We start from the raw sequence: 20,123 nt of genomic DNA on the forward strand, positions 1-20,123 counted from the left end.
TATCTAGATTACAAACATAACTATTAAGGTGAAGTGATGAAGCTCTCCGTCAATCGCGAACAACTTCTTCGGCCTTTGCAGCTGGTTACCGGTGCTGTTGAGCGTCGACAAACATTACCAGTGTTGGCGAATATTTTAATTAAAGCGGACGAGCAGGGCATTGCATTAACCGGCACTGACTTAGAAGTTGAGCTGGTGGCTCGATTTCCTGCGCAAGTGATCAGTGAAGTTGGCTCGACGACTGTGCCAGCGAAAAAGTTTTTGGATATCTGTAAGAGTCTACCTGAAGGGGCTGATATCGAATTGGCTGAAAGTGGTGACCGTTTAGTCCTCCGCTCTGGTCGTTCGCGATTTAATTTGGCTACGTTACCCGCAGCCGAGTTTCCGAATATTGAAGAGTGGAACAGTATTTGTGAAGTGAGTTTGTCTCAGCTTGAGCTAAAGAAGCTGATCGATAGCACCAGTTTTTCCATGGCTAATCAGGATGTCCGTTACTACCTTAACGGCATGTTGTTTGATCTTGACGGCGAGGTATTGCGCTCAGTTGCCACCGATGGTCACCGCTTAGCCTTAGCAACTGTGCCTGTGAATATCAGCGAAGGTTTGCCTTTGCAGTGCATTGTTCCTCGAAAAGGGGTACTCGAACTGCAGCGCTTAATCGGTACTGAGGAACAAATCATCACTTTGCAGATTGGTGAGAATCATCTGCGCGCCAGTGTTGAAGGGTTTATGTTCACCTGTAAGTTGGTCGACGGTAAGTTTCCTGATTACCAAAGAGTATTACCCCGTGGCGGCGACAAAATTTTGATTGCTGATCGCGCCGTGGTTCGTGATGCGTTAGCTAGGGCTGCTATTCTCTCTAACGAAAAGTTCCGTGGGGTTCGTTTCAATCTTGATCCGGCAGAGTTGAAGATTACTGCGAATAATCCTGAGCAAGAGGAAGCGGAAGAGGTGGTAGAAGTTCAGTACGCTGATCAATCGTTGGAGATGGGATTCAATGTCAGTTATCTGTTAGATGTACTAAACGTCGTTAATGGCGAACAGATAAAAATGACGTTGGCTGATGCGAATAGCAGCGCCTTGGTTGAGGATGCTGCGAGTGATCATGCCATGTATGTTGTTATGCCTATGCGTTTGTAGTTAATGTCGATTACGCGAATTAATATTTCCGATCTTCGTAATTTGAAAAATGTGGGCCTTGAATTAGGCCCTTCTTTTAATTTCTTCTTCGGTGAAAATGGCGCAGGTAAAACGAGCTTGCTCGAAGCTGTTTATCTTATCCATGCCGGTCGCTCCTTTCGAACCTCCGATCTTTCCAAAGTCATTGCTAACCAACACGAGCAGTTCTTTCTCTATTTAGAAAATAGCGACGTTGATGGCAATGTTGTGCGCCTCGGATTGAGTCGCGCCCGCAAGGGCGTATTTCAAGCTAAGGTGGATGGCGATAATGTTTCAACTTTGTCTGCGCTTGCCAGTCATCTGCCTGTGCAAATAGTGAGTCCGGAGTCTTTGATGTTGCTCTCTGGTGGCAACAAAGAACGGCGCAAGTTTATCGATTGGGGTGTGTTCCACGTGGAACAACGGTTCCATGAATGTTGGCGACGCAGTGAACGGTTGTTGGCGCAGCGTAACCGTTTACTTAAAACGAAGGCTAGGCGCAGTGAGTTTTCGAGTTGGGACCAAGCGTTTGTTAAGGAAGCGCTTGAGTTGACAACTTACCGCCAGGCGTACGTAACCGAACTTTTGCCATTTTTTTCCGACCTCGCACACGCCTTTTTTCCTCAATTTGAGGTAAAATTCGTCTTTCGTCCTGGGTGGACCGACAGAGAGTCATTGGCCAATATATTGGTACGTGACTTCGATAGAGATTGTAAGTACGGTTACACCCAATCGGGCCCGCATCGGTCAGGCTTTTCGTTGCGGGTTGATGGGCAGGCAGCAGAGGCTGTTTGTTCAAGAGGACAACTAAAATTGTTGGTCTGTTGTTTGAAGTTAGCACAGGCCAAACACCTAAGAGAGAATCGCGGTTTACGCGCGATCTTTCTACTCGATGATATTGAGTCAGAGCTCGATGGCGCTAATCGCCAAAGAGTATTGGAACAACTTCGGCTATTGGGCTGCCAAGCACTGATTACTCTTATAAATAGAGAAGCAATCACCTCAGGGCTGGCATCTGATGACCGAGTGTTCCACGTGGAACAAGGTTGTGTTAAGTCGTGGCAGTTCGTCAACGACGCCCACACCGCTAATAATAATGACTGAGAACACTATGTCTGAGAATAGCTACAACTCCTCAAGTATTAAGGTATTAAAAGGGCTCGATGCTGTTCGCAAGCGTCCGGGCATGTATATCGGCGACACGGATGATGGCACTGGGTTGCATCATATGGTGTTCGAGGTAGTAGACAACTCAATTGATGAAGCGTTGGCCGGGCATTGTAGTGACATTGTTGTCACTATCCATACCGATGGTTCCGTCTCTGTTAGTGATAATGGTCGTGGTATTCCGACTGATATCCATGAGGAGGAGGGCGTATCCGCCGCTCAGGTCATCATGACCGTGCTACACGCAGGCGGTAAGTTTGATGACAACTCATATAAGGTATCTGGCGGACTGCACGGTGTTGGCGTTTCGGTTGTAAACGCACTGTCGGACAAGTTGGAATTGACCATTCGTCGCAATGGTAAAATTCATGAGCAGGAATACCATCTGGGTGAACCCAAGGCGCCGTTAGCAACGCTTGGAGATACTGATGCCACGGGTACAACTATTCGTTTTTGGCCAAGTGACACCATCTTTACTGGTATCAACTTCCATTACGATATCCTAGCTAAACGCCTACGCGAACTTTCATTTCTAAACTCTGGCGTTTCAATTAGGCTACAGGATGAACGTGACGATAAGAATGATCACTTCTGTTACGAAGGTGGTATTCAAGCTTTTGTTCAATACCTGAACCAAAACAAAACACCTATTCATCAAGATGTTTTCCACTTTGATGCTGAGCGTGAAGACGGCACGTCTGTAGAAGTCGCGATGCAGTGGAACGACGGTTTCCAGGAAAATATCTACTGCTTTACCAATAATATTCCACAGCGTGACGGTGGTACTCACCTCGCTGGTTTCCGGGCTGCATTAACTCGGACATTGAATACCTTTATGGACAAAGAGGGCTTCACTAAAAAAATGAAGTCTTCTGCAACGGGCGATGATGCCCGCGAAGGTTTAACTGCGGTTATCTCTGTTAAGGTACCTGATCCTAAATTCTCCTCGCAGACCAAAGATAAGCTGGTGTCTTCCGAAGTGAAGACTGCCGTTGAGCAGGCGATGGGCGAGAAGCTGCAAGAGTACCTGTTAGAAAAACCAAACGAAGCCAAGACGATTGTAATGAAGATCGTTGATGCTGCCCGTGCTCGTGAGGCGGCAAGAAAAGCTCGTGAAATGACACGCCGTAAAGGCGCGTTGGACTTGGCTGGGCTACCGGGCAAACTTGCAGATTGTCAGGAGAAAGATCCGGCACTGTCAGAACTCTATATTGTGGAGGGTGATTCTGCGGGCGGCTCGGCTAAGCAAGGGCGTAATCGTAAGAACCAAGCTATCTTGCCGCTTAAAGGTAAGATCCTTAATGTTGAGAAAGCACGCTTCGATAAGATGTTGTCATCTCAGGAGGTGGCAACACTGATCACTGCGATGGGTTGTGGCATCGGCCGTGATGAGTACAACCCTGATAAGTTACGCTATCACAGCATTATTATCATGACGGATGCCGACGTCGATGGTAGCCATATTCGTACGCTGCTGTTGACCTTCTTCTATCGTCAGATGCCAGAGCTGATCGAACGGGGTCATATCTACATTGCGCAGCCGCCGCTGTATAAAGTAAAGAAGGGCAAGCAAGAGCGATATATTAAGGATGATGAAGTTCTCAATGAGTACCTCACCACATTGGCAATCGATAATGCTTCCTTGTACGTAAATCCAGATTCACCACCAATTAATGGTGTGGCATTGGAACAGCTAGTCCGCCTTTATCAAAATGGTATGGCGACGGTGGAGCGTCTTTCTCGTCGTTACAGTGAGAATCTGATGAATCAGATGATCTATGTACCAGCCTTAACTGTTGAGCAGTTAGCGCAAGAGGCGACAGTACAGGAATGGTTACTGACAGTTGTTGCTACTCTCAACGAAACCAATGCCGGCGCTACACAATATACGGTAGAAACTAAGTTCAACGAAGAGCGTCAGCTATTCTACCCGGTATTTAATGTTCGTCATCATGGCGTCGAGTATCGCTATGAACTGGGTTACGACTTCTTCCATAGTAGTGATTATAAAGTGCTGTCGGATCTCTCAACGTCGATTAACGGCTTAGTAGAAGAGGGCGGTTATGTTGTTCGTGGCGAACGCAAGAAGAGTGTTGAGGACTTCGAACAGGCCCTTAGTTGGTTGCTGTCTGAATCTAAACGTGGTCAATATATTCAGCGTTATAAAGGTTTGGGAGAGATGAATCCGGACCAGCTTTGGGAAACTACCATGGATCCTGAAGTGCGGCGTATGCTGCAAGTCACCATTGAAGATGCGATCGGTGCAGACCAACTGTTCTCTACCTTGATGGGAGATCAGGTTGAGCCCCGCCGTGACTTTATTGAGACCAATGCGTTGAAAGTGGCCAACCTAGATGTCTAGTTAGATAGTGTCACCAGTAATTAGAAAGCCCGGCATAAAATGCTGGGCTTTTTTTTGGCAAAAAGGCGAGAGTCGGTGTTCTCTATGTGCCTGTGATTATGTCACCCAGTTCTTCAAGTAGCAGAGCGGTGAATAGCATTTGTCGGGAGATAGACGTATTCTAATTTACGTACCTGGCACAGGTTAGGTCGAGTGCTGAGTTCAGGATGAAAACTATGTATGAGAAAAAGCCGAAAGGACCGCGGGATATTCAACATATCTCCTTGTTGTTAGCATCCGGTTCACTAGAAGAGTATGCTGCTGCGCAGTATCTCGCAGGCTCAAAAAGACGCATTATTGCTATGTTCGCTATTCTAGTCGTGTGCTTTGGGCTGCCATTTTTTCTCTGGTTATTGCGTAATTATTTTTAGCTGTTGTTTTAATTGTCGGCTTCGAAACGCTTCTGATATATAGACGTAAAAAAAGCCGCACACAGGCGGCTTTTTTGCTTATGAAAGACCGAATCTACATAGGTTTACCAGCAAAAACGATCATCACTTTATCGTCACCTAAGCTACGACTAAAGGCATAAGGTGACTCACCTAACTTCTCATGTTGGCCTGCAGCCACCGCTTGGTGCTTCTTGCGGAACTGAGCGATCTTTTGCCAATGACGAAGTAGGTCGATACGTTGTTCGTCACCACCCTCTTCAATATCTGCCCAGTTCATATCAGAACGTGTGCCCTGGTGCTTATCTGATCCTGTTGCACCAAATGGGCGTGCAGTTTCATCACCATAGAATATCTGCACACCGCCTGGCAATAACAGGAAGGGAGCAGCAACCGCTTTGTAACTAGCGATATCGTCGTTGGCGTTGCGATTAAAAAACAACTTAGTGTCATGACTGGACAGATAGGTCAGCACATTAAAGGAGTCGTCACTATTAATCTTCTTCGCGTAGGTTTCATAAACCTCCTCAGATTTACTGAAACACTCCATTCCAACAAGCGCACCGTCATTTTGATAACGGAAGTTGATTATCGAATCATAACCACCCTCGGTGAAGTAGTTTGATTTGTTCACCCCGTGGCCCCAAACTTCGCCAGTCATCCAAAATGGCTTGTCGTCCAACGCCTTGTCTGGGTTATTCTGCTTCCACTCAGCGAGTGCAGCAGTTGCTTCAACCTTTAACTCTGCCCATGCTTCCATCTCAACGTGCTTTGCCGTATCGACACGGAAGCCATCAATACCATAATCGCGTACCCATTGTGTCAACCAACCTATCAGTTGCTGGCGGACCGTGGCACCTTCTATAGCAACAGCTTTGGTATCAGGCTTATTCGCGAAGAAATGGGGTAGGGGAGCTGGCTCTTTCGACTCGGTCAAAAAGTCTGGTAGGTAAGCTAGCATCATAGTGCGGTCATTTCGGCCGGGCTTTTTATGACCCGCAATATCGGTGCGGATCCACTCGCGGCCCCACCAATTTTTAGCCCAAACAGAGTTACCGTAATCGACCAAGTTATTAAAGCTATGATAGGTTTCGCCAGGGCCTGGCTCCCAATCGGTCCATTGCTCTGCGCCTATGATCTCTTCAATCGGCTGCTCAAATTCTTGGAATGCGCCAAACTTAAATTCCTGCATATCTGCTAGGGTCGCATAGCCGGTATGGTTCATTACGATGTCCATCACGACACGGATACCCCGTTCATGGGCGGCGTCTACAAAGGCTCGGAATTCATCTTCCGTTCCCATGTTGGCATCTACTTTGGTGTAATCGAGAACGTAATAACCGTGATAGGCATAATGCTTAAAGTCGCCGCGAATACCGCCGCCAATCCAACCGTGGATCTGCTCGTAAGGGGCTGATAACCAGATGGCGTTGACGCCTAACTCGTCCAGGTAGTCTAGTTTATTGGTGAGGCCTTTGAGATCGCCGCCATGGAAGGTGCCAATTTCATCCTTACCGTCTTTTTTTCGACCGTAACTGTTGTCATTACTGGGGTCGCCATTCTCAAAGCGATCAGTCAGCACAAAATAAACGGTTGCATTATCCCAGCTGAACTCGTCTGAGCTCTCTTTTTCTGCAGGCTCCAGCAGTAGTAAGCCCTCACTATTGTTTGCGGGGGTTAGGGTGATAGAACCACCGCTTACGGTTGCAGTGGCACCGGAATAGAAATCTCTCACCAACTGCCCTTCAGCGAAAGTATCGCCAACCGCAACGGTAACGTCACCGCCATCCCATGTGTCGCACTGAGCGGGCGCTGCGGCCACCTCGGCGCCTTGTTCCTGCGGCGGTACAACTAAGGAAACTTGCACTGTCTCAGACTTGGGATCTAAAAGGATTTCGTATTCGCCAGAGCGGAACACTTTTAGTTGGAAATTTTGCTTAGAGTTACAACTATTAAGTGCGGTCGGCTGGTTGAGCTTGAGGCGCTCACCTCCAATCGCTCCAAAGTTTGTGCCACAGGTAAAGCTGTTGTCGGCGATGCGAAATTGAAATTGGCCTTTACCTAGATTTAGTTTTGCACGATAAACCCCATCGCCTGTATGAATCAGTTTTTGATCCATTCGCCAACCGTCAGTACCAGGGTAGTACAAGTAGATGGGTGTTGTTAAAGGGCCGGGAGACTCCTCTGCTACATCATTACTGCCGCAACCACTGAGGCTGGCGAGTAGTAATGCACCGGAGATCAAGCTAAGAGAGCACTTACCATGCATATTAAATTCCTAAACCGCTATATATTCCTGAAACAAAAACGCCAGCCGCAAGGCTGGCGTTTGCTGGGTACATGATACCCGATTTTACTGAGCTTTTTCGATGTAAGCTTCAGGAACTTCTTTAGAGAAATCGATGAAGAAGTTGTAAACACCAGTATCTGGTGGTGTGAACTTGAAGTTTTCGAAAGCTGAAGAGCAGTTAACTTTGGCGCGCTTGCCGATTTCGATTACTTCGTCTTCTTTACCTTTAAAGCCACAGTTGCTACCAGCACTCCAACCCGCGTCAGCGAATTTGAAGTCGTAAGGCTGGCCGTCAGCAACCAATTCAGCAGATGAGTAGTAAACGTCATCAGCATCAGTTTTCTTCAATTGGAACTCAGGCTCTGCATCCCACCAAGTGAATACGCCGCGCAGGTACATGAATTCACTCATGTCGCGCTTGCCGCTTGCTGAACTACCACCACCAGCGGTACAACCTGTTGCCAGCGCTGCGGCTGCCAGAGTAACGAGTAAAAGTTTCTTAAACATAGCCATTCCCTATCTTTTTCTTTTGGATATATCCGATTGTGTCTAGACGTCCCTTTGTAGGTTTTCTGACGGTCAGAATTCCTATCTTGTTAGGAGCTGGGTTTTTATAACAAATGCAGCGCTGCGGAAGTTTGATGAACTGCAAATTTTTTCAGTTGGACCTGCTAAAACCCCGATAAAATAAGGAAAAATGGCGGGTTGCACCGATTGCTACCCGCCATTTGTTTGATATTTAACCTGCTAAGACTGTAGCAAGCTAATATCCGCAACCTGCAAAAACATTTGGCGTAGCTGGTTTAGCAGCGCCAAGCGGTTCCCACGAACGGCCAAATCGTCAGCCATCACCATGACACTGTCGAAAAACGCATCAACATCGGGTTGTAAACTGGCCAGTTGTTGTAATGCGGTTTGATAGTCATTATTGGCAAACAGTGGCGCTAATTGCTGCTGTTGGTGAGCAACTGAGTTGGCGAGTGCTTTCTCTTGCTCTTCAATAAGCAGTGTTACATCAATTGTCTCTGCGACAGGGGCTTCCTGCTTCGCGAGAATATTGCCAACACGCTTATTCGCTGCAGCCAGTGCGGCGGCTTGTGGCAAACTTCTAAATGCAGCAACCGCTTTGATACGGGCATCAAAGTCGGCAGGGCGACTCGGTTTTCGCGCGAGCACGGCTTGGATGATATCGACAGAGTAGCCTTGATCTTGGTACCAGGCTCGGAAGCGGCCGAGCACAAACTCAAACACATCATTGACGACATTGTCATTGGTGAGCTTGTCGCCGAACTGCGCCTTGGCTGTCTCAGCCAATTCGATAATATCGAGTGGCAGTGCCTTATCAACGATGATCCGCAGTAAACCAAGTGCTGCACGACGCAGTGCAAACGGATCTTTATCGCCTTTCGGAGATTGACCGATACCGAAAATACCCACCAGCGTATCGAGCTTGTCAGCAATAGCGACAGCGCAGCCAATATCGCCTGTGGGTAAGCTATCACCGGCATAGCGCGGCATATACTGCTCGTTAAGCGCAATGGCTACCGCTTCGTCTTCTTTGTCGTGGCGCGCATAGTACATACCCATGACGCCTTGTACGTCAGGGAACTCCATGACCATCTCTGACATCAGATCTGTCTTTGATAGTAAACCCGCGCGGGTGGCAAGGCTGCTGTCGGCGTTAATCTGCTGAGCGATTGCGCCACTGAGTGAGGCGATGCGCTCGGACTTTTCTTTCAGTGTGCCCAGTTGTTTTTGGAACAGCACAGTACTCAAGCTGTCGAGGCGGCTCTCCAGTGACTTTTTAAGGTCGGTCTTGTAGAAAAACTCGGCGTCAGCCAAACGTGGACGAACCACTTTCTCGTTACCTTCGATAACCGCTTCTGGTTGCTTACTTGCTATATTGCTGACAAAGATAAAACGGTTCAGCAGTTCGCCTTCGGTGGTGAGTACCGGGAAGTACTTCTGATTATCCTTCATCGTATAGATCAATGCTTCAGCAGGCACTTCGAGGAATTTATCTTCAAAGCTACCAACTAAAGTCACAGGCCACTCTACCAGACCGGTCACTTCATCGAGGAGTGCGTCATCTATGTCTGCGACACCGCCTTCTTGCGCTGCGACCGCTTCTACCTGCGACTTGATCATCGCTTTACGACGTTGGAAATCGGCAATAACAAAGCCTTGTTCTTCCAACACCGCTTCGTAGTCATCTACATGCTCGAGGGTGACGGTGGCGGCGCCGTGGAAGCGATGGCCCTGCAAAATGCGGTTGGATTGAATACCTAAAATGGTAGCGTCGATTAATTGGTCACCGTACAGCAGGGTGATTGTATGCACAGGGCGAATAAAGCTGGCATCTGAGCTGCCCCAACGCATCGGTTTTGGAATTGGTAACTTGCCAAGGGCGTCAACGACAATATCGGGGATAAGGGCATCAACCTCTTTGCCTTTAACTTCAGCCTTGTGCAATAACCAAGCGCCTTTGTCTGTTTCCAGTCGTTCCGCTTGTGCGACAGTAATGCCGTTACCACGCGCCCACCCTTCGGCTGCCTTGGTGGCGTTGCCGTCCGCATCAAACGCAGCTTTTAGACTTGGGCCGCGCTTCTCTACCACCTTATCTGCTTGGGCAGGTGCCAATGCTTCAACTTTAACCGCTAAACGGCGCGGGGAGGCAAGCCAGTTAACGGCTGTATAACTCAGCTCTGCTTTATCTAAACCAGCTTGAACACTGTCAGCGAAGGCACTGGCCAGTTTGCTCAGGCTTTTTGGTGGCAGCTCTTCTGTGCCGATTTCAACTAAAAGGGTTTGCGTGCTCATTCCGCCTCCTGCTTATTGCACATAGGGAAGCCCAGCGCTTCGCGCGCGTTGTAATAGGTTTCAGCACAGGCTTTAGCCAACGTGCGGACTCGAAGAATATAGCGTTGACGCTCTGTGACAGAGATTGCATGACGTGCATCCAACATGTTGAATGCATGGGAAGCTTTCATCACTTTTTCGTACGCCGGTAGTGGCAAGCCCGCCTCTATCATGGCAGCACTCTCTTTCTCACTTTCATCAAACAGCGCAAAAAGCGCGTCAACGTTGGCGTGCTCAAAGTTGTAGGTCGATTGTTCTACTTCGTTTTGATGGAATACATCACCGTAGGTGACCTTGCCCATCGGCCCATCCGCCCAAACGAGGTCGTAAACTGAATCGACCCCTTGGATATACATGGCGAGACGCTCTAAACCTAAAGTGATTTCGCCGGTGACGGGCTTACACTCGAGTCCACCGACCTGCTGGAAGTAGGTGAATTGCGTCACTTCCATGCCGTTCAGCCAAACTTCCCAACCCAAACCCCAGGCACCTAACGTAGGTGATTCCCAGTTATCTTCGACAAAACGGATATCGTGTACCAGCGTATCGATCCCCAACATGTTGAGCATCTCTAAGTACAACTCTTGAATGTTCGGTGGTGAAGGTTTCAGTACAACCTGAAACTGGTAATAGTGTTGCAGACGGTTGGGGTTTTCCCCGTAGCGACCATCGGTAGGGCGGCGACTTGGCTGAACGTAAGCCGCATTATTTGGCTCTGGGCCCAATGAACGTAAAAAGGTCATTGGGTGAAAGGTGCCGGCGCCCACTTCCATATCTAATGGTTGGATAATAACGCAGCCTTGGCGTGCCCAGTAATCCTGTAAGGCCAGGATTAAGCCCTGGAAAGTCTTTACATCGTACTTTTGCATGATGGTCCTGCAGCGTAAACGCTGGCGGTCAAGTTGGCAGAAAATTGGACAAGTATACCGTTTGCATGGCGTAGAATGTAGGCTATTTTGGCTTCTAAACGCCTTATATCAGGGATCTTTCGTGATGAATGACAAGAAACAGCGCTGTCCGTGGCCAGGAACTGACCCACTCTATGTTGACTACCATGATAACGTCTGGGGGCGTCCCGTTTATGATGACCGAGAGCTATTTGAAAAGCTTTGTCTTGATGGCCAACAAGCTGGGCTCGCTTGGATCACTATTTTGCGCAAGCTAGATACGTATCGGCAGGCATACGATCAGTTTGAGCCAACGCTAATTGCGCAATATGACGAGGCCAAGGTTGAACTCTTGCTACAAGATAAAGGTATTGTTCGTAATCGATTGAAAGTGAATTCAATCATTCGCAATGCCAAAGCCTATTTAGCCTACCAGCAGAACCATGGCAGCTTCAGTGACTTTTTATGGCAATTTGTTGGTGGTGAACCGATCGTCAATCACTGGACAGAGATGTCGCAGGTGCCAGCAACATCTGTGGAGTCGGATGCGATGTCGAAAGCGCTAAAGCAGGCAGGCTTTAATTTTGTCGGCAGTACTATCTGTTATGCGTTTATGCAGGCCGTGGGGATGATCAACGATCATCTGGTTGATTGTCATTGCTACCATCAGTGTGCTGTGCCACCAAAAACGCCATAACGCTCGCCGTCTTAAATTAGTCTATGCTTATTGAGGTCACCTTGAAGTAAGTATAGATATGATGAGAATTAGCCACTTTGTTCAGATTGCTACAGTAATGATGTTGCTGCTTGCTGGCACTGCTTCCGCAGCAATTATTGGTGTGGGTGAGGGGGGCCGGATCATTGATGCGCCAGCAGTGATTGATGATGACTCTGTGTTCTGTTCTGCCTTCTCTGAACAGGGGGAGTGTGAAATGCTTGGCTTTGATGAGCGCCAAGGGGTGGGACTCGCCAACAATCTCTCGGTCGATCAAGGTGTGCTTGCCAGTGGTGACATTGATAGTCACATGATTTTTTTAAATACCATGGGTCGAGTGTCGGCCAAGCTAACAGTTGATTGGTATTTTGATGGCAAAATTATCGGTGTGATGTCCGACCGTAATGGTAAATTAGAGGCGCTTGCCAGTGCTATATTAGGCGCTGAAGGAACGCGTTACCCTGATTGGTTTAAGTTGCGGGGCCTGGAAAATAATGATTGGTATAAAGTCGATGGCAACAAACTGACTTTCCACTCTTATGTCAAAGAACCCGGAGATTGGATACGCGTTGTTACCCGCGCCATGATCCCTGATACCTCAGCAATATTCCTCTGTTTCTGTTTATTGGCGCTGCTCGGTTGGCGTCAATGCTTAGCTGATACTAACGACCTCTGATTCTTATAAAATCCAAAACCCGCCTCCTATCTGTTCATAGGAGGCCTGGGCATGGATTGTAAAACTAGCGGCAATTATTCGCTGGCTGAAGCTTCAAAATAGAAAGGTAAGCGGTTCTTGGCTGGACCATTCAGTTCAGTCATACGCTCCGCATCAAACAGGCGACCGCCAACCATGGTATACACCACCTTTTCCGACAGGCGTATATCTTTCAGAGGGTCACCGTCGATCACGATTAGGTCTGCAAGCTTCCCTGGTTTTAATGAGCCCAACTCATCATCTAGGCCGAGCGTTTTGGCTGGATTAATCGTGGCTGTTGCCAATGCTTGCATTGGTGTCATCCCACCTTGGCTGTACATCCAGATCTCCCAATGTGCAGCTAATCCTTCCCGTTGGCCATGGGCTCCCATATTGGTTAACACGCCTTGCTGCCGAAGCTCATTGGCCACTTTAGCGACATTGAAATGGTTGTAGTGATGCTCTGGTGCAATCGGGCGACGCATGGAGCGTGGATTCAATACGTCACCAGGAACATATCGACTCAACCTTTGATGGAGCCAGATTTCGTTGTGGGCATACCAATAGTTTTCACCGGCAATACCGCCAAACGCAACGCCCATGGTGGGTGTGTATGCGGTGTGGATCTGCGACCAAAGCTGCTTGATATCGTCGTAGACCCTTGCCGTAGGAATTGAGTGCTCGATGGTGGTGTGTCCATCAATGAGCATGGTGAGATTGTGTTGCAGCAGTGAACCACCTTCCGGAACAACCAGCATATTCATCTCTCGGGCAGCTTGGATCACCTTTTGTCGCTGATCGCGTCTTGGTTGGTTATAGCTTTTGATGCTGAAAGCGCCGGCGCGTTTGAGGCGTTCCACGTGGAACCTCGCGTCGTCTATGGTCTCAATTTGTGCTGTTAATCCGGGATACTCGGCGCCATAGAGGATGGCACCGGTGGAGAATATCCTTGGTGCGACTATGTACCCAGCACGCTGTAACTCGCTGGCAGCGAATATCTCGGTGGTATCGTTTGACGGATCGTGGATCGTCGTTACGCCAAAGGTGAGGGCGGCATAGTTCTTCCAGTTCTGCTGCGGAACGATCTCATTGCTGGCTTGAGCACCGTGAGCATGTGCATCAATCAGCCCCGGCATGACGGTTCGCCCATTAAGATCGATGATAATGGCATCGCCCGGGACTTTAACTTTATCCCGTTCGCCAACTTCGAGGATCCGTTTGCCGTCGATGACGATGGTGCCATCCTTAATGACCCGATTCTTCTCCATGGTAATGATTTGTCCGCCGACTAAAGCAACTTTGCCTCTGGGTCGATAGCTGCGATGCATAAAACCTATGTACTGGCCATTTTGTGTCAGCGAAAGCAGGTCCAGTTCGTCGGCGGGGCTATTCAATGCAAACAGGTTCTTCGCTGACTGACTGAACAGCTCGGGGCCGAGGGTCCAATAGATCACGAAACTGTTTGCTGTCCAGCTGATGCTTTCACCGGCTTTTTGTGACAACTGGGTGACAGGTACATTATTGCTGTTAGGGCTGAGCTCAATGACTGAACCGCGTTCAATAAATGGCGTTACGTAGATCTTAAAGCCTTCTGCAAAAGCGAGTTGCTTACCGTTGGGGCTGAGCTTGTATTCGGTGACACGCTTGTTGCTATAGTGCACCTTATATTGATAGCCGTTGAGGTCGACACTCACCAGTTGCGGCGTTTCACCACTTTCAGTTAAAAATATTCGGCTGTTGTCAGCTCCAAATTGTGGCTCGCGTCCCTGTTCTGTCACTAGGGTGGGAGCCCCTTGGCTTTTGTCTGTCAGATCGACCCGATAGATGCCAGGCTTTAACGACCAAGCATCGGCTAATAAACTGTTACCGGCAACCTTACGAAACACCGCCTGCTTACCGTCAGGAGAGAATGTCGGTTCAATATACTTTCCCGGTTCGTTGGTGATGACCACCTCGGTGCGCTTGTCGACATCGAGTATTCTTACACTGCCTTGGCGTTGATCATGCCAAGTGGTGTAAATAAGCTGTGTGCCATCACGGGACCACTGCGGATAAAGTTCGAAGTGGTTCTCCTGTTTGGTAATGCGCTGCGGTTTACCGTAGGGCAGCTCTTTTATCCAAAGCTTGCCTAAGGCTTCAAACACCAGGTTGTGACCGGATGGCGAAACCTGAGTAAAACGCATCATCTTCACTTCGAAATTGCCTGGTGAGATGCGCTGTTTAAAGCGCAAGGCGCGTTGAACCGCGAGCTCTGTCTTGACGTGGAAATCAACTTCACGGCTGGCGCCATCGGCTACGCTGAGCTCGTGGATCTTGCCGCCGGCCCAAAAATAGAGGCGGTCACCTTTAGGGTGCCAAGCTAGGGTTGGATAAACACCGTGGATCGCCCAAGTTTCCTGCATATCACGATCGAGCTTCTTATATAGCGGCTGGCTAGTACCAGAGCGCATATCGTAAAGCATCAAAACGCTCTGGAAATCGTCGCGAGTAACATAGGCTAGATAGTTCCCATCAGGAGAGGGAGTAGGGCGAATAGCCCCGCCAGGACGCTTAATCACGGTGTTGATTTCACCCGTTTCACGATCGTAGCGTTTAATCGTATAGATCCCTTTCACAGAATCTTTTGAGTAGTGGAAAGTCTTACCTGGGGTGGCGTCCTGACTAAAATAGATATAGCGGCCATCAGGGGAAAAAGCGGGTTCACCAAGATCTTTCTCATCATTCGGGCGGCTGGTGAGTTTCAAGCCGTCACCACCACGTAGATGATATTGCCAGACTTCACCGGCGCCTAAAGAGCGGCGAGCAGTGAAATGTTTTCTCACTACCAAGGTTTCGCCGTCAGGACTCCAGGCTGGGCTGTTCACTAAGCGAAATGTTTCTTTGCTGACCTGATGTAGCTTGCCACTCTGCCACTCCATTAACCAAAGGTTGTCGCCACCGTCCCTGTCCGAGGTAAAAGCCAACAGCTTTCCATCAGGGCTGAATCTGGGCTGCATATCCCAAGCGATACCCTGAGTTAGAGGGATCGCGTCTCCCCCTTCAATTGGTAACTTATATAGATCACCAAGTAGATCAAAGACTAACCAGCGACCATCTGGGCTGATATCCAAGTTCATCCAAGTACCTTCACGCACATCAATCAGCGCGTTATCGAAGATCCCTGTGGGGTTCTGGACATCCCAAGTATCCTCTGCTTGGACAAAGAGTGACTGAAGTACACTGAAAAGAATGATAATTCTAAGTTGAGTCATGTTTGTTTTTATCTGTAGGTACGACTTAAATATATCCGCTTACCTTGCCGCTCTGCGTTGTTTGACGCAAGTCTATATTGCGTTTTTGTTGGACAATTTATAGGCATTAACTATATTAGTGATAATGGATATAAATCATTCACATGTCACGCACACAAGGAGTTCGGTGTGCTCTAGGTCAGGGATATGGCAATTAAATGGTATGCGCTCATTATAGCCGTTGCTTCTGTTAGCTTCTGCGTTCAAGCCAAAGTGTATCGTTGCACGGGAGATTACGGTGATGAGTACCGTGATATGCCTTGTAATGAGCATCAGGAAAATCGCGAGTCGGCGGAATACAAAGTCGGCTCTGGCGTCGTCAATAAGCTTTCACTTCGAACCCTGGCTGGCGTTTGGTGTAACTACGCTAAGTCGCACTCTATTGGTGGTGTTCGTGATTATACCGATCCTGATCGCTGGTCGTTGAGTATGACGGGGCAGCTGGAAATTCAGGATCTGGATCAGTTCGACGATAATGCGACGACTAAATTCCAGTTTAAGGGGCGCAACCTGCAGGTAGATAATGAGCTTGGCCGGTTATCTGTTGCTGAATACCTTGGCGATGAAATGGTGTTGCTAGGTCAGCAAAACTATCTGTTTATGCGTCGCGGCGGGTGTACTGATATTCCAGATCAGGACGTAGCGGTGAAAGTGGTGCCGAAAAGTGAGCGGGTCAACTAACTTTGCTTGCTAGTGTGCAGCTATCCCTTTCTTTATTATATAGAAATAGGGTTTTTGTTGGGTTTGTGCATTGATCAGCTGATGGTCCATAAACTGACAGAAACTGGGTATATCCCTGGTTGTCGCCGGATCATCGGCAAGTATTAACAGCTGTTCACCTGCTGCCATCGCGCGGATTTTCTTTCTTACCAACATGACAGGCTCAGGGCAGCGTAGGCCTTGTGTGTCTAGTTGTTGGTCGTGTGGGGGAAAGCTTAGTTGTGTATTCATCATGGCTCCGGCAGATAGCGAAGCCATGATAGAGCGGAGGCCTATGACTATTCAAGTTCAAAGGCGATAGAGATATTTCTGCCACTCTCCTTGGCTTTATAAAGTGCGGCGTCAGCCTGCGCAATCATCTTCTCATGGTTCTTTTGGCTACTGTCGTACTGGGTCACCCCTAAGCTGATGGTGACGGGCAATACTTTGTCATTAAACTCAAATACCGTGGTTTCTATCTTCTCTCTGATACGTTCAGCGACCACCATTGCCTGTGTTAAATCGGTGTCTGGTAATACGATGCCAAACTCTTCACCACCGTAGCGTCCTGCCAGATCTGCAGTTCGCAGCATACTGGTTAGTTCAGCGGCCGTCCTGACTAGCACCAAATCACCAGCTTGATGGCCGTAGATATCATTGATTGATTTGAACTTGTCGAGATCAAACATGATTAAACTTAGCTCACCACCATGGCGATGGCAGCGGGCAAACTCGATTGTGAGTCGTTCTTCCCAGTAGCGACGGTTAGCGATCTGAGTAAGACCATCTGTGCGGCTGGACTTTTCCAGCTTGGCCATGGTGTCGTTCAGCTGGCTTTGGAAATAACAAACATCCGTAGCGTCTTCAATAATGATGCAGACCTGATTCACTTGGCCTGATTCATCTTTCAATGGCAGAAAACTACAGTTCTGCGCCATAAATTCGCTATCTGTGGTGATCGGGCGGCTGTGGGGTAGCTCAAATAGGTGGCGGCGCTGCTCCCATGAACTGAAAGTGGGAGTGCCTAAAAGGAAAACCCCTTGGAGCTTTCTTCTTAATGAGGGTTTGGGTAGCTCAGGGAATACATCAAACAGATTTCTACCAACAATATCTTCCTTTGCTCGGCCACTGTGGACTTGCAAAAATCGGTTCCAGTAATCAATTTCCATATCTGAATTGATCACAAGAACGCCGGTATTAACTTGGTTAAGTATGGTGTTGTGTAAGTTCTGAGTCATTCGCCCACTAATCAAAAATCTTCGAGGATCTGATCAAGCACCTGCTTGAGTACTTCTACTGCTGTTCCTGGGAATAGCAATAACATGTCGCAGTTAAATGAGTGATCCGTCACCAGATAGCTGATGTTTACTTTGAGCGCATATTCCCAATTGAAGGTTTTTTCCTCAAGTTGGCGAGCGATACCCTGTTCCTGCAGCATCATCACTCGAGGGGCGCTGTAACTAAGCTGAGTTTCTATCTGCTCTGCTAACCCTTCAAGAAAGGTGGTAGTCAGCAAGGAGCTGATATCGGTCAGTTGCTCTGTGTGAGTTGCCTCATCTTCGGTATAGCCAAGTAGATCAGCGATTTCGTCAGCATTAATTTTGCTGTAAATCAGCAGAGCTTCGCCGCGCAGTCCTTCTGCACCGGAAAAGCCTTGGCTAACAAGAGAGACCGGATTCTGTTCATAGTTACTGGCAAGCATAGCGGTAACTTCGCTGGTCGATACCAGTTCGATATCTGGCACCTCCAGATGAACAAAAGTCTCAAGGAAGCGGGCGAGTTTATCACTGGCCTGTCCCATTGCGACGTTGATCACCTCTTGAAGACAATCCCTCTGGTCTTCGGTAATAGTCTGGCTGCTCATAAAAGTCCGAACTTGTTTAAGATCTCAGTCAACTTAACACGGTTGACAGGCTTATGAATGAAGTCGAGTGCACCAAGGTCCATGACGCGCTTTTTCATCTCCGGCTGAATATCGGCAGAGATGACAATGACAAACACTTCTAACTTTTCTTTCTTGATGGTTTCGAGTACGCCGATGCCGTCAAGTTCTGGCATCGTTAAGTCTAGAAAGAGCAATGCAACGTGATGCTGACGTAGGTGCTCTACAGCTTCTAAACCATGTTTAGCAAAAGTGACTTCAACGTCCCAACCTTCCGGTAGGCTTTTATTGACCTGTTTGCGTGCCAATGCTGAATCGTCACAGATCAAAATGGGTAGCGACATTCCCAACCCTTAAACTTATCTAATGAATTGTAACTGAATTGTGATTATAGGGTTTATAGCATAGGGGCTGATAGCTGCCTAGCCCTGACAATATGGCTTTGTGAAGCGAGTCCAGCCCTGATTGATAAAGGTTGAACCCGCTTATATTTTTGGCAGAGAAAAGGAGGGTTAGACGCGTTCGAAAACCGTAGCGATCCCCTGACCTAAACCGATGCACATGGTGGCGAGACCTAATTGAGCGTCTTTTTCTTCCATAATATTTAGTAGTGTCGTTGAAATTCGGGTGCCAGAGCAGCCGAGTGGGTGGCCTAGGGCGATTGCGCCGCCATTTAGGTTCACCTTGTCATCGACCATATCGAGCAAACCAAGATCTTTGGCGCATGGTAATGACTGTGCCGCGAAGGCTTCATTCAGTTCCACTAAGTCGATATCGGCCATGCTCAAACCCGCACGTTTGAGTGCTTTTTGCGTTGCCGGTACCGGGCCATAGCCCATGATTGAAGGATCACAGCCAGCAATTGCCATCGAACGGACCCGTGCTCGGATGGGTAAACCTAATGCTTTGGCGCGATCTTCTGACATCACCAGCATCGCCGATGCGCCATCTGACAGTGCAGAAGAGGTGCCTGCGGTCACTGTGCCGTTGACAGGATCAAATACCGGCCGCAGTTGTGCCAGAGACTCCACCGTGGTTTCCGGGCGGATCACTTCGTCATGCTTCACTTGGATCAGTGTGCCATCAGCATCGTGGCCTTCAGTGGCTAAGATCTCATTGGCAAAGCGCCCTTCGATAGTTGCAGCGTGAGCACGCTGGTGGGAGCGGGCACCAAAGGCATCTTGTTGCTCTCGGCTAATGCCGTGCATTCGTCCCAGCATTTCAGCTGTTAATCCCATCATGCCTGCGGCCTTAGCGACCGAGCGGCTGAGACCAGGATGAAAGTCGACGCCATGACTCATGGGGACATGCCCCATATGCTCAACACCGCCGACGATAAATACATCACCGGCATTGGTCATTATGGCGCGGGTGGCGTCATGTAGTGCTTGCATTGACGAGCCACATAAACGGTTGATGGTGACAGCCCCAGCACTGCGTGGCAGCCCGGCCAGCAGAGAGGCGTTTTTGGCGATATTAAATCCCTGTTCCAGGGTCTGTTGTACACAACCCCAGATAACATCCTCAATCTCGTTGGGATCAAGATTCGGATTGCGGCTCAGAAGTCCCTGCATCAGGTGTGCAGAGAGATCTTCAGCACGTACGTTGCGAAATACGCCCCCTTTTGAGCGGCCCATCGGGGTACGAATGCAATCAACAATTACAGCGTTTTTCATGAGTAATTCCTCTCTG

At 48.6% G+C, this 20,123-nt stretch carries 17 protein-coding genes; 7 read left to right on the forward strand and 10 right to left on the reverse strand.

Going from position 1 to position 20,123, the window contains the following annotated elements; translation table 11 throughout:
• Nucleotides 1-36: 36 nt before the first annotated feature.
• The 4 genes from dnaN to EZV61_RS13140 all read left to right on the forward strand — a co-directional run bounded on the left by dnaN (nucleotide 37) and on the right by EZV61_RS13140 (nucleotide 5,097).
• Complete coding sequence (gene dnaN / locus EZV61_RS13125) at nucleotides 37-1,140, forward strand: DNA polymerase III subunit beta (protein ID WP_114339264.1); 1,104 nt, start codon at nucleotides 37-39, stop codon at nucleotides 1,138-1,140.
• A gap of 3 nt (nucleotides 1,141-1,143) precedes the next feature.
• A complete protein-coding gene (recF, locus tag EZV61_RS13130) occupies nucleotides 1,144-2,262 on the forward strand; it encodes a DNA replication/repair protein RecF (protein WP_131416141.1) in 1,119 nt (372 codons plus the stop codon).
• Nucleotides 2,263-2,269: 7 nt separating this feature from the next.
• Nucleotides 2,270-4,687: a DNA topoisomerase (ATP-hydrolyzing) subunit B gene (gene gyrB / locus EZV61_RS13135; protein WP_131416143.1), complete on the forward strand. Its 2,418-nt coding sequence runs from the start codon at nucleotides 2,270-2,272 to the stop codon at nucleotides 4,685-4,687.
• 215 nt (nucleotides 4,688-4,902) lie between these two features.
• Entirely contained in the window at nucleotides 4,903-5,097 is a 195-nt protein-coding gene (locus EZV61_RS13140; RefSeq protein WP_131416145.1) for a hypothetical protein, read from the forward strand.
• A 94-nt stretch (nucleotides 5,098-5,191) separates the two neighbouring features.
• On the opposite strand, the gene EZV61_RS13145 is transcribed toward EZV61_RS13140, so the two are convergent.
• From EZV61_RS13145 to glyQ, 4 genes are all read right to left on the reverse strand, one after another.
• The gene (locus tag EZV61_RS13145) at nucleotides 5,192-7,384 is read right to left on the reverse strand and encodes an alpha-amylase (protein ID WP_240695206.1); all 2,193 of its coding nucleotides are present in this window, start codon (nucleotides 7,382-7,384) and stop codon (nucleotides 5,192-5,194) included.
• Between the two features lie 84 nt (nucleotides 7,385-7,468).
• Nucleotides 7,469-7,912 (reverse strand): early set domain-containing protein, encoded by a 444-nt coding sequence (locus tag EZV61_RS13150; protein WP_131416147.1) that lies wholly within the window; start codon nucleotides 7,910-7,912, stop codon nucleotides 7,469-7,471.
• A gap of 240 nt (nucleotides 7,913-8,152) precedes the next feature.
• Nucleotides 8,153-10,225: a glycine--tRNA ligase subunit beta gene (gene glyS / locus EZV61_RS13155; RefSeq protein ID WP_131416149.1), complete on the reverse strand. Its 2,073-nt coding sequence runs from the start codon at nucleotides 10,223-10,225 to the stop codon at nucleotides 8,153-8,155.
• Nucleotides 10,222-11,133, reverse strand: a complete 912-nt coding sequence (gene glyQ / locus EZV61_RS13160; RefSeq protein ID WP_114339258.1) for a glycine--tRNA ligase subunit alpha — start codon at nucleotides 11,131-11,133, stop codon at nucleotides 10,222-10,224. The genes glyS and glyQ overlap by 4 nt, the downstream gene beginning before the upstream one ends.
• A gap of 124 nt (nucleotides 11,134-11,257) precedes the next feature.
• On the opposite strand from glyQ, the gene EZV61_RS13165 reads away from it, so the two are divergent.
• Together EZV61_RS13165 and EZV61_RS13170 are read left to right on the forward strand one after the other, a co-directional pair.
• Complete coding sequence (locus tag EZV61_RS13165) at nucleotides 11,258-11,848, forward strand: DNA-3-methyladenine glycosylase I (protein ID WP_131416151.1); 591 nt, start codon at nucleotides 11,258-11,260, stop codon at nucleotides 11,846-11,848.
• A gap of 58 nt (nucleotides 11,849-11,906) precedes the next feature.
• A complete protein-coding gene (locus EZV61_RS13170; RefSeq protein ID WP_130567851.1) occupies nucleotides 11,907-12,542 on the forward strand; it encodes a hypothetical protein in 636 nt (211 codons plus the stop codon).
• 74 nt (nucleotides 12,543-12,616) lie between these two features.
• On the opposite strand, the gene EZV61_RS13175 is transcribed toward EZV61_RS13170, so the two are convergent.
• Nucleotides 12,617-15,811, reverse strand: coding sequence for an amidohydrolase family protein (locus tag EZV61_RS13175; RefSeq protein ID WP_131416153.1), 3,195 nt, complete (start codon nucleotides 15,809-15,811; stop codon nucleotides 12,617-12,619).
• Between the two features lie 186 nt (nucleotides 15,812-15,997).
• Between EZV61_RS13175 and EZV61_RS13180 the strand changes: the two genes are divergently transcribed.
• A complete protein-coding gene (locus EZV61_RS13180; RefSeq protein ID WP_114339255.1) occupies nucleotides 15,998-16,531 on the forward strand; it encodes a hypothetical protein in 534 nt (177 codons plus the stop codon).
• Between the two features lie 9 nt (nucleotides 16,532-16,540).
• Here EZV61_RS13180 and tusA read toward each other — a convergent pair whose 3' ends face one another.
• From tusA to fadA, 5 genes are all read right to left on the reverse strand, one after another.
• Nucleotides 16,541-16,801, reverse strand: coding sequence for a sulfurtransferase TusA (gene tusA / locus EZV61_RS13185; protein ID WP_131416188.1), 261 nt, complete (start codon nucleotides 16,799-16,801; stop codon nucleotides 16,541-16,543).
• A gap of 47 nt (nucleotides 16,802-16,848) precedes the next feature.
• A complete protein-coding gene (locus EZV61_RS13190; RefSeq protein ID WP_114339253.1) occupies nucleotides 16,849-17,787 on the reverse strand; it encodes a sensor domain-containing diguanylate cyclase in 939 nt (312 codons plus the stop codon).
• An 11-nt stretch (nucleotides 17,788-17,798) separates the two neighbouring features.
• Nucleotides 17,799-18,413 (reverse strand): chemotaxis protein, encoded by a 615-nt coding sequence (locus EZV61_RS13195; RefSeq protein ID WP_114339252.1) that lies wholly within the window; start codon nucleotides 18,411-18,413, stop codon nucleotides 17,799-17,801.
• A complete protein-coding gene (locus EZV61_RS13200) occupies nucleotides 18,410-18,775 on the reverse strand; it encodes a response regulator (RefSeq protein WP_114339251.1) in 366 nt (121 codons plus the stop codon). The genes EZV61_RS13195 and EZV61_RS13200 overlap by 4 nt, the downstream gene beginning before the upstream one ends.
• Before the next feature lie 168 nt (nucleotides 18,776-18,943).
• The gene (gene fadA / locus EZV61_RS13205; RefSeq protein ID WP_114339250.1) at nucleotides 18,944-20,107 is read right to left on the reverse strand and encodes an acetyl-CoA C-acyltransferase FadA; all 1,164 of its coding nucleotides are present in this window, start codon (nucleotides 20,105-20,107) and stop codon (nucleotides 18,944-18,946) included.
• Nucleotides 20,108-20,123 lie beyond the last annotated feature (16 nt).

This window comes from Corallincola luteus, assembly GCF_004336975.1.
Lineage (GTDB): Bacteria > Pseudomonadota > Gammaproteobacteria > Enterobacterales > Neiellaceae > Corallincola > Corallincola holothuriorum.